This window comes from Peribacillus phoenicis (assembly GCF_047238085.1).
Classification (GTDB): domain Bacteria; phylum Bacillota; class Bacilli; order Bacillales; family DSM-1321; genus Peribacillus.
The window spans coordinates 335,632-352,312 of sequence record NZ_JBDFMF010000001.1 but is presented as its reverse complement, the minus strand read 5'-3'; the positions used below and the strand labels follow the sequence as shown (position 1 = coordinate 352,312).

Here is a 16,681-nt window from a genome sequence, read left to right as displayed (position 1 = left end):
AAGAACACATTTCCTTTATGGTAATCACCCTTACCTGTTTTTAAGGAGTTCTCTTTATCTCATAAAATGAAAAAGATCACCATATAGCGGTCTTTTCGAATTCTATATTTTTCAGTTTCAATATGGCGTCCTCGATTAAGCCCCTTTATGGACTCGGATTCCAAATGATTGTTAACGTTGTTATAAAAATCCGGTAATTCTTGTAGTCCATTTCGAAACCTAAAGGGTTTTCACTAAAATAGACAGCTTTATAAAAAAAGCTGCCCATCCACCTTGCTGTAACAAAACACCCTACCGTTTCCTTACAATAAATGTATCCCCAAGCAGTTCCCAATTTTGGGGAAAAGGATAACCAAGTACCCAATAACTGAGACCCCTTGACCTGTAAATCTTCACCAGGTCGAATTTGGCTTTAGCACTGCGTGCGTCCTCAAACCAAACTTCATGTGTGCGTCCCTGATTATCTTTGTACCTATAATAAGGTGATTGGGCTGTCTCGTCATATTTTATTTCTACATTATATTGGACGGCGCGTCTGATGGCTTCCTGCATGTCGAAAGTCTCTGCTTCCTGCCCCTCTTCATGAGGAATAAGCCAGTCCCGTGCATAAATTTGAAATCCTATGAAGATTTTATTTGTTGGTATAGCCGTTACGGCATAGTCAAGGACACGCTTTATTTCATTAATGGGAGAGATTGCCTGTGGCGGCCCTTTTCGGTAACCCCATTCATATGTCATCAGCACCACGAAGTCTAGCAGCCGTCCGTGAACTGGATAATCATGTGCCTCAACTAATGGTCCCTTTTGATTGGCGCTAGTTTTTGGGGCAAGGGAGGATGACACAAAGTAGCCCTCAGGATGCAATCGATCCACTGCTCTTTGGAGAAAGCGATTATAGAAATCACGGTCATCTGGTGCTACACTTTCAAAATCTATATTCAACCCACGGTACCCTTTATCTTTCATCGTTTTTATGACGTTCGTTAATAATTTTTCCACTAAACTTAAATCGGAAAGTATCGTATGTGCAAGCTGAGTTCCCGCTTCCGTCGCGGAAAAATTCGTTATGCACATCATGGGTATTACGCCAGTTGACTGTGCCGCCCGTATCGTCGGGGTGTCATCTATGGCTTCTAAGCTGCCATCTTGCCTCATTCTATAACCAAATGGACTTACGTAGGTCAAATCGTAGGCCACTTCACGTACCTGTTCCGCACCGGCTTGCCCGTAAACGTTTGTAAAACCATTTACATCAATGATGGGTTTTGGTTTCTGGGGAATCCTTATTATCAGTCCGATATAAATATTGGACGGATCTGTAATCCGGTTCATCTGCATTATGGCTTGAACTGTCGTTCCATAACGTCTTGCTATATCATAAAGGGTATCTCGTTCCCTTACGGTATGATAAATAACCGGGATGGTTAGTCTCTGCCCTGGATAGATAGCAGAAGGATTTGTGATGCGATTCGATTGCATGATTTCCTGTACCGTAATTCCAAACTTATTTGCGATTTTATTTAGAGTATCCCCTTGCTGAACCCTGTATCGAAGATAAGGTTCAGGAATCAAAAGTGCTAGACCAATCACTAGCTTATCTGGATTTTCAAGGCCATTGATCCGAACAATTCGGTTGGTACTGACACCATATTGCTGGGAAATTCCCCACAACGAATCCCCCCTATTCACCACATGGATTTTCACATGCACTGCCCCACTTTCCTTCAAAATATTCCATTCATTTTATTCCCTAAATAGTCCTAATATGTTTTTTTGAGTTCAACATTCCAGAATCCTTAGTTTTTTTGCTCTTATTGTTTATAATTTTTGTTTCCCATTATGAGCCAGGATTCTTTATCTAAGAAAAACAAGAGAGTGATTTCAGTAGAGGAAAAAAGTTAAACAAATCCACCAAAGACAGGGACATTGCCAAAACCGTACCTATAACGGTGACCGTGTAGAAGCTGGATCCATATCTATCAGTACGACAAAGAGAAGTTACACGCGAAGCTGGTGGTCATTGCTGGGGAATTTGCAGAGGTAGGCGCAGCAAACTATGCGAAATACCAGGGAGCAACCCAAACTTTTATCTTCCTGACTTTCATGCTTAATTTATTTTGGAATCTTCTTAGACCTATTGCAAAAAAGTGAAGCATTTTGAGCTCCCTATTTCCACAGCTGAAAATCATTATAGAACGAGAAATAAAAAAAAGAGCGATTGCTAAGAAATGCAGTCGCTCTTTTTTTGTTTCGACTCTTCCATTCAGATCCCGAAAGCCCATTAATTCGTGGTCAATGTTAATAATTTGGCGGAAGTATAATTATATTTCTCAATTGAAAAATCGAAAACGACTCCCGCTTTTAAGAAGACCGTATTTTCAACAATTAAAGTCGGATCTCCTGCTTGCAAGTCCAAAAGCTTTGCATCATCGTCATTTAGTTTCTCACACGAAATGATTTTATCTGCAAAACCAATATTCAACTTTAAATCCTCGACTATATATTCATAAATGGAACCATTTGCAATTTCTTTATTTAAAATGGGAATGATGTCTTTATTGAAAAAGGACTCTTCTATTACAATGGGTTCACCATTTAAGTACCTAACCCGTTTGAGGTTATAGATTTTGGTATTCACATTACATTTCATTTGTTCGGCCAATTTTTCATCAGCTTCTATTAATTCCAACTTCAGCACTTTACTTGTCATTTCATCCTTTGCAAACTCTTTGGTTAAGCCATTCATATCCTTCATAGAAATACAGCCGGGTCTGGAAAATTCCCTTAGGAATATGCCGCTACCTTGAACTTGATATATATAACCCTGTTCAACCAATATATTGATTGCTTTTCTTATGGTATTCCTGCTGACATCGAACTTCTTCATCAACTCTTCTTCAGTAGGTAACTTAGTATTTAATGTATATTTTCCATCTAATATTTCTTTCTCCATTTGTTCTACGACCATTCTATACTTTACACCCATATTTCCATATACCTTCCTCTATACATAATGATTTCGAACGTTTTCGAACAATAGTTTAGACTAAAAGAGAGGTTTTCTTTACAATAGTTTATTTCATAACGATTGTAAAGAAACCTCTGTTTCTTTTTAAATCAACTAACTTTTTCAATTGGGGTTTCTTGTTCCAGTGCTACTTTATCAAGCATTTTAACGAATGGGAAATATACCACGGTAGCCATACCCAATATAGCTAGTTGGACGACTGCCCCTTGCCATCCCGATAATAAAAAGCCTGAAATGATTGGCGGGGTTGTCCACGGGACCTGTACCGCTGTAAATGGATGGATAAACCCTAAAATAATTGAAAAATACGTCATCAATACGGCAATGACAGGAACCAAAACAAACGGAACGATCATTAAAGGGTTAAATATGATGGGAAGCCCGAAAATGATTGGTTCATTAATATTGAATAAACCTGGAACCAGGGACATTTTAGATAACTGATTCACTTGCTGTGATTTAGCGACAAGCAGCGCTGCTGCAATTAAACCTAATGTTATGCCCGCACCACCGAATTTCGCGTAAATATCCACTAGCTGAACCGTAACGATTTTTGCATTTCCGCCTACGGCCAGCGTGTTACCGGCATCTATGACAGCTTGATTCGCCAAGGCATTTGAAGTTAAAATAGGTGCCATGATTCCCATCACGATATTCGGACCGTGTAATCCAAACCACCAGAAAATGGATATTAGTGCCATGATAATGATGATTCCAGGTAATGTATCTGATAGATTTTGCATGGGGATCTGTAATACTTTATAAATGATTTCAGTCATTGATACGCCTTGAATCTTATCACAAATGAGGAAAATGAACATCGATAATAACATGATCACAAATCCAGGAACTAATGCCGAGAAGGCATTTGAAACACCAGATGGCACGCTTTCCGGCATTTTGATCCTGATATTTTTTTTGATGAACCATGTGTAAATCGCACCGACAGCCAACCCTACCAATATGGATGTTATCATCCCTTGTCCGCCTGTCCAGGCTTTAGGAATGACTCCGCCAACCACTTCCCCAGAAGGACTTTCAACAAATGAATTGCTGAGAATCAAAAATGAAATGATACCGATTATCCCTGCTGGAACGGCTTCAATATTGCTTGCTTTCACATAGGAGTAAGCGATTCCAAAAACGGCTATGAGAGCAAGAATGTCAAAGGTGGCTCCTGTAACTTGATTCAATGGCACCATCCAATCTGCACCAAATAAATTAGCCATGATTTTATTCCAATTCTTGATCGGCAGGTTTGCTATTAATAAGAAAATGGAGCCAATAAGTGTCAACGGCATCGTAAGTACGAAACCATCCTTAAGTGCTACGGTTGCTTTTGCATTTGAAAATTTCATGAATGCAGGCATCATTTTCTCGAATAGTTTTTCAATACGCGACATAACTACCCCTCCTAGTCAAAAGTGAATGATACTTACTAAGTAAGACTGACCTTATCCTGGAAATGGATTAGGTCAGTCTTTTGATGTCTGAAAGCGTTACAGCTCTTCTCCTCTTGTTTCAATAATGTGCTTATACCAATGGAACGATAACTTCTTCTTTCTTTCCAAATTATTTTTATGATCCACATAAATAAAACCATATTGTTTTTTATAGCCGTTTAACCAGCTTAATAAGTCAATGACTGACCAAGCATAATAGCCTTTTAAGTTAATTCCTTCACTTATTGCACTTTTAATCACTTTTAAATGCTCTTCAATATACTTGATTCTTGGGACATCGACAATTTCACCATCTATGATCGGATCTTCGTCGCCCAGACCATTTTCAGTGATATAAAGTTTTACATCGCCATAACGTTCCTTCAGCATCCTTAAGCCATCCAAGAAGCCCTCGGAAGAAATTTCCCAGCCCCATTTTGTATATACTTTATCCTCCATCATGACCGTTCTGTATACACCGTCGAATGATGGGTTGCCAGGTTTCCCGGTCGACTTATCACGATCAATTTTCGTGCTTTCAATCGCTCCATCAATTTTGGCCACCCTTGCTGGCTGATAATAATTCAAGCCCATGAAATCATTGTAATCAGCCGTATCCTTCAACAAAGTCAACTCTGCTTCTGTCCAATCAGGTGTCAGGCCTTTTTCCTTTAAGGCATCCACTACATAACTTGGATATTCCCCTTTTAAAATCGGATCATAATACCAAAATGTTTGATAGTGATTCGCATGCATCGAGGCAAAAATATTTTCTTCTTTGCCATCAATGCTAAAAGCAGGGTTAAAAACATGTGTTATGCCAATTTCTCCGTAGTACTTTAAGCTTTTATAGATTTGAACGGCTTCAGCATGAGCCACGAATACATTATGAGTAGCTTGAAAGTATTTTTTTTGATCGTTTACAAGGCCTGGTGGATGGGCTCCATTCAAATATCCTAATGTGCAGAATACAACGGTTTCATTAAAAGTGATCCAATGTTTCACCCTGTCACCGAAAGCCCTGAAACAAACCTCGGCGTATTTAGCGAATGCCCGTATCGTTCTTTTATTCACCCAGCCCCCGTCCGCTTCTAAACTCTGTGGTAAATCCCAATGGTATAGTGTAACGAACGGGACGATTCCATATTTCAAACATTCGTCTATGACATTATTGTAAAATCCGATTCCTTTTTCGTTTATTTCACCGTCACCGTCCGGGATGATGCGCGCCCAGGAAACTGAAAATCTATAAGACTCCAATCCCATTTCTGCCATTAGTTTTATATCTTCTTTATATCTATGGTAATGATCAATCGCTACATCACCATTTGTATTTTCGAATGTTTTACCTGGAATCTTTGAAAAGACGTCCCAATTACTCAGCCCTTTTCCATCTTCATTCCAGGCACCCTCCACTTGATATGATGCAGATGCAGCTCCGAATAAAAAGTCTTTTGGAAATTTCATGTTGTACCTCCCACTATTGCTTTTTCACTAGATTCAATGCTGTTTCTAAAACCTTCTTGCCGTTCATCATGCCATAGTCCATTGTATTTATCACCTCGACAGGAACCGATTTCGGTTCGCAAACGGCTTTTGCTTTAGACAGAAGGAACTTAACTTGGGGTCCTAATAGAGCCACATCAATTGAATCTGCGATCTGTTCCAATTCAGATTCTGGATATGCATTGATTTCTACTTCCAAACTATTTGCTTGAACTTCTTTTTTCATTTTTGTCACTAACATACTTGTTGACATTCCTGCCGAACAGAACAAACCGATTTTAACCATTGTCATTTCCCTCCAATTTTTCTTTTAATGCATTTATATCTTTTTGCATCAAGATTAGATTGTTTAATAGTTCTTTCACTAGAATGGCATTCATTAAATGATCCTGAGCATGAATCATTAAGATGCCAATATCCGTTTTGTTTCCATTTGCCTCATTTTGTTATTAATCTAGTTTGGGCTTTGTGTGCTTCTAGTAAGGCTGTTTCCCCTTGATGTATCAATTCCTCTGCTTCTTCATATTTATGGTCCCGCACAAGGGAAATCGCTTGATAAAAGTTGGATTTGGCATCTCACGCTCCAGCAATCAAGCCAAATATGATCATCTGTACATCTTCTTCAGAAGTATAAGGCATCTAAAATACCCCTCCATTTCATAAGAATGATTTATATTTATTGGTACAAATTCATTGGTATGAATATAGTATAAAACGTACACACAGAAATGTAAACGCTTATATTCCATCTATTCAAATAATTTCATGCGTTTTTATTCAGCAACAAAAGAAGCCAATCTTTTTGATTGGCCCCTTCCTTCAATTTTGGTGTTCATTATCTTTGCCATTGGTAAGTAGCCACGGATTTGGCCGGCAGCTCACCCTTGATTTGTTCATCCTCGCTAATGAACTTGAATTTTTGAGGTTCATAGGATTGATTGATAACTATAGATACAAGTGTCTTTTGGTCAGGACTTAAGAATGTTACATTTGTAACCGTATCCGAAGAACCATAATCACTTTCAACACGGATGAACCCTGGCTTAACAAACTTGGAGAAATGCCCAGTTAAATAATATTCCGGAGTCAACCAGTAATTATCCCTATCAGCTGAATCTTGAATCAATAGTGTAGGATCCGGCTGACCCACCCATTGATGCGTTTGAATGTCGCTATCCAGCATGACCACCCAGGAATTATAACTCCTCGCCCAGTTTCTCATATATTGTGCAATTCGATCCGCACCATACGTTCCCCAAACTGCACGCTCCGTTAAATACACGTTTTTCTCTGGAAATAAGTTGTGTAATCTAGTCATTTCAGACAAGGATCCGCCGTAATCGTGGAAAGCCGTACCATCTAAAGCATCATATGCTCCCTTATCTTTTAACAATTGTTCCGCGTATGTTCCTGTATCACTTGGGTTATGATCAAATCCCCAAAGTTTTACATGCTTGAAACCGTTGTTATCGAGCTCTTTTCTTAGGAGTGTCGCTAATTCCGCTGCCTGACTGTAAGGCATATTGGTACTCGGGTACTCAATCTCCAGCATCGGTTCATTTTGCAAGGTCATTGCACTTATATCGATTCCCTGTTTCTTATATGCTTGAAAGTATTTCAAATAATATTTGGCCAGGATTGGCAGGTATTCGTCTTTCACCTGTCCTTTGATCATGCTGTCAGACGTTTTCATCCAGCCTGGAGGACTCCATGGTGAGGCAAAGAATGTAACATTCGGATTAATTTCCTTAATTTGTTTTAACGTTTCAATAATCTTATAATCGATATCCTTTTGGATTGAAAAATGCTTCAGATTAACATCCGTTTTCCCTGGCGGCATGTCGTCATACGTATAAAATTTCTGTGCCGTGAAGTCAGATGTGCCTATCGTTGTTCGAATAAGGCTCATTCCTATGCCTTTATTCGGATCTATCAATTTATCGAGAACTTCCTGTCTCTTATCAGAAGACATTTTCGTCAAATTATGAACGGTCGACTCATCCATTGAAGAACCGATCCCCAATATGCTTTGGTATTGTTTGGTCGGATCAATGTTTATGGTAGTAAGATTTGATGCATCCGGTTTGGTGATATCCATTTTTTCCTGCTTAGACAACTTCTTATCACCTCGTTGATACCTGGAATCAAAGTACCAAGCAACATCACTTGGTTCCCGTTCATTCGTAATCCATGATTCAACTGCCTTTGCCTTAATCACTTCTGCGGGTACATCCTCAGTCGGAGGAGGTATTGCCGGAATATTGCCAACCCGCTTGAATTCGAACCAGTTTAAGTTCAATGATCCCTCGATATATTCAAATTTGATATTTTGTTTACCCTTCTTCAAGATGACGCCGTCAACTGTAGATGTGTCCCAATTTTGCCATCCCCCAGTGGATCCGACTCGTAACTTACCAAGCAGCTTCTTTTCTTCGCTAACGATATTAATCCCGGTTTGACCACTTAGATTCGCCGCATAACGAAAATCGGCTTGATAAAGGCCATCCTGTTCTACATTTATTTCGTACTCCAACCAATCTCTTCCATCCGCATACCCCATATTTAATGACCCTTCAGATGAATTTTCCGTTTGCAATCCGTATTGGGCGGCAAAATCCTCTGCTTCAATTTTCCCTGGTACTTTTAAGCCAGACTTTTCAGGGAGCTCTGGTTTTTCAGGCAGCTTTGGCGTAGCCTGCTTCTTCGTCAGACCATATCCATAATTAAACATAAAATAATCCTTTTTGTCCTCCCTATTTCCATAGGCTTCCAAATAGAAAGGCCAACTGACTGGCAATTTACCTGAAAATTCCTCAACACCGAGCAAGACATCAGCAACTCCTGCACCCTCAGTACCAGGAAGCCACGCTGCAACCAGACCTGACCAATCCTTCATTTCATCCGTAATGATCATCGGCCGGCCAGATACTAATACGACAACGATCGGAATATTCGGATCTGCCTTGCGGACATTCTCCAATGTTAATAGATCCATCCGATTTAAATGAAGATCAGTGGCATCACCATCAGTTTCTGCATATGGTTCTTCACCTACAACAACGATAGCAGCATCATTTCCTTTTGCTCCTCTTCCATGTTTGTTATAAGTGATTTTCTTTTGTTTTCCACCAACTTCTTTTAATCCTTCTAGAATAGTCGTACCTTCAGTCGTATCACCTGATTTCCCTTGCCATGATATCGTCCAGCCACCCGACTGCTTTCCGATATCATCAGCGCTTCTGCCTGCCACAAATATTTTGTCCATTTTCTTTAATTGAGAAAGAATCGGTTTACCATTCACTTTATCATTTTTTAATAGGACTAGAGATTCACTGACGGATTGACGCGCTATTTCCCTGTTCTTTTCAGACCCAAATGACTTAGCCAACTTTGGATCTGTCATTGGTTTTTCAAAAACACCAGACTCAAACTTGACCCGAAGAATCCGTGTAACGGCATCATCTAGCCTTTTTTCTGAAATTTCACCTTCATTCACCAGTTCTTTTGTAAGTTTAAGTGTCTCTTTCCAGTTTTCAGGCTGCATCAACATATCGACCCCAGCATTCACTGCCACGTCAATCTGCTGCTTTAACCCGGAAACCGCATTCCCATTTTGATCCTTCGTGATTTGCTGTATCCCATACCAATCAGAAATGACAAATCCCGTAAAGCCCATATCCTTCTTCAATACATCGGTAAGCAGCCGTTTGTTCGCATGCATTTTCAACCCTTCGATACTATGAAAAGAAGCCATCACCGTTCTGGCTCCTGATTCGATAGCCTCCTCATATATCTTCCTGTCATTCTTAAGTATCTCTTCTTCTGTATACTCAGTCACATCACCTTGATTGACTCCGCCTTTTGTATATCCTTCACCAATGAAATGTTTAGCGGTAGCTAGAACATTTTCCGTTTTCTTAAGGTTTTTGCCTTGAAGCCCGTCAATATAGGCTGCACCCATGGTGGCAACAAGTTTTGAGTTTTCTCCAAACCCTTCATACGTTCTTCCCCATCGGATGTTTTGGACATTTGCCATTGTCGGGGCAAACGTCCAATTCACGCCTGTAGATTTGATTTCTGATGCGGCAGCATGTCCAATTTTCTCTATTAATTCTGTATTCCTAGTGGCACCTAAACCAATATTATGCGGGAAAATGGTAGCGCCTTTTACGTTATTATGACCGTGGACAGCATCTGCTCCATATAATAGTGGAATGCCCAATCGGGTAGAAACAGCCCCGGATTGATATGAATCCACTAAGTTTGACCACTTTTCACGGGTGCTGTTTTCCTCCTTTCCATCCGGAAAAGAACCTCCCCCGCTTAATACCGAACCTAATTTATATTCCTTTACATCATTTGGGGTTACTGAGGCTCGCTCAGCCTGTATCATCTGACCGACCTTTTCATCGATTGTCATTCGTTTTAACAAATCTTTGACTCTTTCTTCATCAGGTGCCTTCTCATTCATGTATAATGGTTTCCCTGCTTGCTTTGCCTTGACTGTTCCTGGTATATTCCCGACGAACAAAGTAATGGTAAAAATACACAAAATTATTATCGAAATGGTTTTTCTCATTTTTCTCCTCCATTATTTGATTTAGATTACTTTTTGCTTCTGATCCAGGTAAATCTCAAAACGAAATGAAGATGTATGTCACCCCCTTTAAAGAAAGATATGAAATATGTTTCTGCTAATCTAATTATTTAGAAGATGATTGAATAAAAAACAGAATGTTCTGAATTTAAAAGCCACTCTTCATTAATAACTTCCATCCTTAATTAAAGGGAATTCTGGCATTTTTAATTCATATTGATAAGTATACATTAAATTCATTGGTATGAATTTATAGGTACAAATGAATTATAAAGCGTTTACATATAATTGTAAACGCTTTTTTCACTTGAATATCAAGTCAACAAAACAGGATAATATCTACCTTTGATAGACTGGTTCTCTTTAATGGCTCTTTCTTACTCTTTCTAAAATTAATATAACTTCAATTATATTTTTAACTAGGCTCATGGAATTGATCATGTTCCATATCCTCGGGCTGTTCCTTTTTTCAACGAAAAAAAGACATCCTATCGTTGAACGATAGGATATCTCCAAATCTATTGAATTTCAATTGTTCCCCAAACATGCAGTTGTTTATAGATTCTTCATCCGCTTTAGTGTGTAAACAAAATATTCCCAGTTGTTTATGGTCGAAGGGATGCTTAAGTGTTCTTCAGGTGTATGTACGGAAAACATATCCGGCCCTAATGAAACAGTATCCAACCCTGGTATCTTATCTATGAATACCCCACACTCGATCCCTGCATGCACAGCGATGATTTCAATATCCTCATGATATTTTTCTTTGTATGTCTCTTCAAATAATTTCTTGAGTTTAGAATCAGGATTATAGGGCCATTCCGGATAATCCGCATCAATCAATAGCTCGCACCCAAGCATGTCGGCAATCGCTTTTGCCTGCGTGACCATATTATATTTGATGCTTTTGACCGAACTCCTGATTTCACTTTCGAATATCATTTCCGCTTCATTCGTTGTAACGACCCCTAGATTCGTCGAACTTTCGACTAACCCTTCTATTCCCATGCTCATTCCTTGAACGCCATGCGGGATTAGCAGTAAGGAGGTAATGGCTTTAGTCACCGTCTCTTTTGAAAAAACGTTTGAAGAAATCGTTTCGATTTTTTCAAACCTAATCGATAGCTCAGGGTCGGAAGATTGCAGTTCATTTTTAAAAGTATCTTCCCATTGCTGGAGTCTCTCCTCTATCTTCTGAACATCTTCTACAGAAATCAGTACAGTCGCCTCTGCTTCACGAGGGATTGCATTCCCTTTCAGGCCCCCGTTCATTTGCTGGATGCAGCAAGGGAAGTCTGTCGTCAATTCATGTAATACTCTGCCCAAAAGTTTATTGGAGTTCCCTCTTTCCTTATGGATGGACATACCGGAGTGTCCGCCCTTCAACCCTTTAATCCTGATGTTATAAGATACCGCATCAACAATGGAAGCCGATTCCCATCCGATTGGCAGGATCTGCCGCACGCGTATTCCTCCAGCAGAGCTGACCAGCAGCTTTCCATCTTCCTCCGAATCGATATTGATCATCATTTTCCCCTTGAAGTGAGCCGGATCCACGGCAAGTGCACCGTTCATTGTCGTTTCTTCTTCAGTCGTTATGACTATTTCAAGAGAGGGATGCGGAATATCATTTGCATCCAATAATGCCAAAGCATAAGCGACTGCAATCCCATTATCCGCCCCCAATGTTGTCTCCGTCGCATACAACATGTCTCCGACAACCCTTAATTGAAGCGGATCTTTCTCAAAATCATGAAGCGTTCCCTTGTTCTTTTCGCAAACCATATCCATATGCCCCTGGATAATGACTGGAGGTGCACTTTCATATCCAATTGTGGCAGGCTTTTTGATAATCACATTCAGCGACTCATCCTGGATCACCTCCAGGTTCCTATCCTTAGCGAAGCGAACGAGATAGTCACTGATCGCTTTTTCATTAGCCGATCCTCTCGGGATTTTGGAAATCGCTGCAAAATAATGGAACACCGGATGGCTCGCTAATTCTTCTAACGTGCTATACATGGAAATACACCCTTTCATTTAACATATTTGTACTGCCTCTCATCCTTTTACTTTTCCAGAACTGAACATAACGACTTTCTTGAACAAAGGTTTCAGAATATACCCTAGGTAAACACCTATCATATTCAGGATCAGGTCATCGACATCCAAACTTCCGCGCCGAAAAACAAACTGACAGATTTCGATGACTGAAATCGAAAGTAATGGATATAGAAATTTCCTTTTAGCGGAGAGCTCTTCCCCTTCCCCGGACAACAAATACAGACCGAATGGAATGAACAGCCCCACATTTGCGCTAAGGTTATAAAATGATACAAGCCCATTCATTTCATTCGATAAATAGGAAAGAATCGTAGAAAAAGGAATCAAATTATACGAATATACCTGCCCCTCTGGTCGAAAGAACAGCAAAACCAATAATGATAAACTGTAGCCAAACAATACTGCCTGCCATAAAAGGCGCGGAATTCTGATCGTTTCACCTCGAAAATAAAGAACCGCAAACGAAACGAAAAGAAGGATACAAAACCAGACAACCATGATCACCAAAGGATTCAAAAATAATAGAAGCTGAAGAAAAAAAGGCAAACCGCACAAAAACATTACTTGCGACAGCAAAAGGGAAAGCATGACCGATTTTAGAGACATATAACTCCCCCTTCTATTTATTACCAAATCAATTCATATCCTTATATCCTAGGACAACTTTAACAACCCGTCAACAAACTGCATTAACCTGTCATTAGAAAACCGTCAAGGAAAAGCTTTTTCAAGGCTAATGGCATTGCTTGGAATGATTCATTCGCATGTTTTAGTCCTCGCCTGAACTATGTAAAATCCCCCCAATCTCATTCCACCTCAACCATGATTTGCGTCAGGTAATTTTCATACCCCTTTACCGCGACTTCATCCAAGATGTATTCTTCGTACGCAAACGATTTGAGGTTCAAGTTTTCACTCTCCATGAATTGTAATATTCTTTCGTACGTTTCGGAGATATTTTTATAACTGCCTTTATGATAGGCAACAACATAGAGTCCCTTAGGTTTTGAATAGAAAGTGTGGGCTGGGTGCTTTTCCATGACTTTCGTGTACAAAAATGAATAGTCATCATGATTCCCATCGATGATGTTTTCTTTACTAATCATGGCACCGATAGGGAATCCTGTATAAAATTCATTCTCATTACAGAAATCAATGAAGTCAGATGTAGATTTTAAGAATACGGCATCAGAAGAGTTCAGGATGGATTCACTAAGGAAGAGCTGTTCTTCCTCCTGAAGTTTCAAGGTGATTTGAGAGTCATCCATACAAATCGCTTTTTCAGTGAGGGATATTTTCGTTTCAATGATCTTCTGCACTCTGTGAAGGTTCTTTATCTTTTTTTCTAATTCTATGGTCTTTTCTTTGAAAAGTTCAATTAGTTCCATAGGTGACCTGTTAGTAAGAAACCATTTGATCTCTTTCAAAGGCATATTGAATTCTTTTAAAAGCGTGATGACCGAAAAAACTTCAAATTGTTGATAAGAGTAATACCGATAGCCCTTTTCGTTTTTTAAATCGGGAGTAAGAAGCCCAATCTCATCATAATGAATGAGCGTTTGTTTTTTTACATTGCATAATTTGGCGAATTCGCCAGTAGTAAAATATTTGCCTACATTTCCATCGGGCATTACGATCTCTCCTCTTGACTATATGGTAACCATATACCTTAGGGTATTAATATATCATGATAACAAAGCGGATAACCAGGTGCGAAATGAGGAAGGAAAATAAATGATGAAGACCACTATATATGAAGTCTCGAACGAAAATGTGACGGATATTTTGAAATTGCGAATATACGAAAAGCAAAAGGCTTACATCGAAACGACTGAACAATGTTTAAAAGACGCTAAGGAATGTAAATATTACAGGCCAGTTGGGCTCTATTATGATGATATCTTGGTCGGCTTTGCGATGTATGGATTTTTCCCTGGGGAAGGCGAAAATGGCAGAGTGTGGTTAGACCGCTTTTTCATTGACGCTGCACATCAGGGTTTCGGGCTTGGAAGCATCATGTTGGAGGCTTTAATAAAAAGAATAATAGAAGAATATGATTGTCCTGAAATCTATTTAAGCATAGTCGAAGATAATCAGGCTGCCCTTAATTTGTATAGGAAATTCGGCTTTGCATTCAATGGCGAATCAGATTATAACAATGAAAAGGTCATGATCAAAAAGGTATAAGTATCTATATCCTTTTTAACTCAAAAGTATGTCCAGAAAACAAAAAAGCCGGTTCCTCATGTTCCAGGAATCCGGCTTTTTTTAAAGAGCTATAGTGCACGGTATTTTTTTAAACTAATGATATTGATGGTGATAAAAACGATGGCAAAGGTCAGGAGAATGAGCAGATCCAGTAAGACCTCATTGAACGTGAAGCCTTTGTACATAATGCCGTTCATGGCATCAGATGCGTAATAGAGAGGCATGATCTTGCCGATTTTTTGGAGCCAGTCTGACATGCCATCCAATGGGAAAATCCCTGTAAAGAAGACTTGCGGCACGATGACCAGCGGAATGAATTGTACCATTTGGAATTCAGATGTCGCGAAACTCGATAGTAATGTACCGAGCGATAATGCAACGAGCGCGACCAGTATATTCGTCAGTAAAACGAGCCAAATGGAGCCAACAAGGACGATGTCCAACACATTGACAGCATATAGTACGACAATTATCGTTTGAACGAGAGCAAATAAGCCATATCCGATCACATAGCCCGCTACGATTTCGTATCTTTTAATCGGGGTGGCAAGCAGCCGTTCCAACGTACCACTTGTACGCTCCTTCAAAAGCGCAATCCCCGCTATTAAAAATACAAAGAAGAAAACAAAAAAGCTGACGAGCATCGGACTGAAGGTATCAAAACCCTTCGTGTTGGCATCTCCGTAAACATATTGCTCCTCAATGGAAGGTGTGTTTTTTTCATTCCCTTGCAAGCCTTGCATCATTTGCATTTGAACGGCCTTTGCACGGGTCGGTTCGTCGTTCAATAGTGTGAGTTTCATTTTGCCATTTTCAACATGCAGCCAGCCATCCGTATCCTTTTCAATCATCTTTTCCTGTGAGAATTCCTTAGCAGCCGTTACTTGAAAATCCGCTTTTTTCAATGCTTTAACGATCGTTTCATCACTGCCTGTAACAACGATTTTCAAATCACTTGCTTCTGTATCGAAAATAAAATACATGAGCGTTAAAATGAGCAATGGAGCCAGGAAAAATAAAGCGAGCGTCCTTCGATCCCGGCGCATCTGCTGGGTAATACGAGTAACAAGAGAGGCAATTCTCATTTCATGCTGCCTCCAATCCTTAAAAAAACATCATCTAGCGTTTCTACGGCAAATTTTGCTTTTAAAGCTGCAGGGGTTCCTGCCGCGATGATTTCACCTTCACGCAGCATCGCCAGTTTATCGCATCGTTCCGCTTCATCCATCACATGCGTCGTGATGATGATCGTCTTATCATCTTCATTTCTTAAACGCTCAAGTTCCTGCCAAATCGATTGTTTCAGCAAAGGGTCTATTCCTACTGTCGGTTCATCCAAAATGAGAATCTCCGGATTTTGGATGAGTGCAACCGCAAGTGACAGACGGCGTTTCATTCCCCCTGAATAATGGGCAACCCGTACGTTCAAATCATTCGTCAACTGTACGATTTCAGCTGCATATTGAATGCGTTCCCTTCGTTCCTTTTTCGAAAAACGGTATAGCTTCGCAAAAAATTCGAGGTTTTCAGCTCCCGTCAGTTCTGTATATAAAGCATCGGACTGTGCCATATAGCCGACATCCATTAACAATGCTTCATTTGGCACTTCATGATCCAGAACCGTGACTTTACCCGCATCGGGCTTAATCAATCCGACAATCATTTTAATCAAGGTCGTCTTTCCGCATCCGGATGGACCTAATAATCCAAAAATTCCGCTTTTTTCAATATTCAGGCTCAATGGCTGAATGACCTTCTTCTGCTGAAAACCCTTAGCCATTCCTTCAATGGAAATCGCATTTTTCATTCACACACATCCTCCCTCTTTAATTAACA

General features: G+C 39.8%; 14 protein-coding genes. 1 reads left to right on the top strand and 13 read right to left on the bottom strand.

The window, feature by feature from the left end:
* Positions 1-291: 291 nt before the first annotated feature.
* From ABC374_RS01705 to ABC374_RS01655, 11 genes are all read right to left on the bottom strand, one after another.
* Positions 292-1,704 (bottom strand): glycoside hydrolase family 18 protein, encoded by a 1,413-nt coding sequence (locus ABC374_RS01705; RefSeq protein ID WP_350301250.1) that lies wholly within the window; start codon positions 1,702-1,704, stop codon positions 292-294.
* 577 nt (positions 1,705-2,281) lie between these two features.
* Positions 2,282-2,986, bottom strand: coding sequence for a GntR family transcriptional regulator (locus ABC374_RS01700; protein ID WP_413015474.1), 705 nt, complete (start codon positions 2,984-2,986; stop codon positions 2,282-2,284).
* Between the two features lie 131 nt (positions 2,987-3,117).
* On the bottom strand, positions 3,118-4,431 hold the full coding sequence (locus tag ABC374_RS01695) for a PTS sugar transporter subunit IIC (RefSeq protein ID WP_413015472.1): 1,314 nt from the start codon (positions 4,429-4,431) through the stop codon (positions 3,118-3,120).
* Between the two features lie 96 nt (positions 4,432-4,527).
* A complete protein-coding gene (locus ABC374_RS01690; RefSeq protein WP_413015470.1) occupies positions 4,528-5,937 on the bottom strand; it encodes a glycoside hydrolase family 1 protein in 1,410 nt (469 codons plus the stop codon).
* 13 nt (positions 5,938-5,950) lie between these two features.
* Positions 5,951-6,262, bottom strand: coding sequence for a PTS sugar transporter subunit IIB (locus tag ABC374_RS01685; RefSeq protein ID WP_350301246.1), 312 nt, complete (start codon positions 6,260-6,262; stop codon positions 5,951-5,953).
* Positions 6,255-6,380, bottom strand: coding sequence for a PTS lactose/cellobiose transporter subunit IIA (locus tag ABC374_RS01680; RefSeq protein WP_413015468.1), 126 nt, complete (start codon positions 6,378-6,380; stop codon positions 6,255-6,257). The genes ABC374_RS01685 and ABC374_RS01680 overlap by 8 nt, the downstream gene beginning before the upstream one ends.
* A gap of 34 nt (positions 6,381-6,414) precedes the next feature.
* Positions 6,415-6,516 (bottom strand): PTS lactose/cellobiose transporter subunit IIA, encoded by a 102-nt coding sequence (locus tag ABC374_RS01675; RefSeq protein WP_413015466.1) that lies wholly within the window; start codon positions 6,514-6,516, stop codon positions 6,415-6,417.
* 295 nt (positions 6,517-6,811) lie between these two features.
* Entirely contained in the window at positions 6,812-10,555 is a 3,744-nt protein-coding gene (locus ABC374_RS01670; RefSeq protein ID WP_413015464.1) for a glycoside hydrolase family 3 N-terminal domain-containing protein, read from the bottom strand.
* Between the two features lie 573 nt (positions 10,556-11,128).
* A complete protein-coding gene (locus ABC374_RS01665; RefSeq protein WP_413015462.1) occupies positions 11,129-12,595 on the bottom strand; it encodes an aminoacyl-histidine dipeptidase in 1,467 nt (488 codons plus the stop codon).
* Positions 12,596-12,634: 39 nt separating this feature from the next.
* Complete coding sequence (locus ABC374_RS01660) at positions 12,635-13,243, bottom strand: VanZ family protein (RefSeq protein WP_413015460.1); 609 nt, start codon at positions 13,241-13,243, stop codon at positions 12,635-12,637.
* Positions 13,244-13,443: 200 nt separating this feature from the next.
* Positions 13,444-14,268 carry a MerR family transcriptional regulator gene (locus ABC374_RS01655; protein WP_413015458.1) on the bottom strand — a complete coding sequence of 275 codons (825 nt, stop codon included), beginning with the start codon at positions 14,266-14,268 and terminating at the stop codon, positions 13,444-13,446.
* A 106-nt stretch (positions 14,269-14,374) separates the two neighbouring features.
* On the opposite strand from ABC374_RS01655, the gene ABC374_RS01650 reads away from it, so the two are divergent.
* Positions 14,375-14,824 (top strand): GNAT family N-acetyltransferase, encoded by a 450-nt coding sequence (locus ABC374_RS01650; protein WP_413020232.1) that lies wholly within the window; start codon positions 14,375-14,377, stop codon positions 14,822-14,824.
* A gap of 89 nt (positions 14,825-14,913) precedes the next feature.
* On the opposite strand, the gene ABC374_RS01645 is transcribed toward ABC374_RS01650, so the two are convergent.
* The gene (locus ABC374_RS01645) at positions 14,914-15,930 is read right to left on the bottom strand and encodes an ABC transporter permease (RefSeq protein ID WP_413015456.1); all 1,017 of its coding nucleotides are present in this window, start codon (positions 15,928-15,930) and stop codon (positions 14,914-14,916) included.
* Positions 15,927-16,652, bottom strand: coding sequence for an ABC transporter ATP-binding protein (locus tag ABC374_RS01640; protein ID WP_413015454.1), 726 nt, complete (start codon positions 16,650-16,652; stop codon positions 15,927-15,929). Before ABC374_RS01640 ends, ABC374_RS01645 begins: the two co-directional genes overlap by 4 nt.
* Positions 16,653-16,681 lie beyond the last annotated feature (29 nt).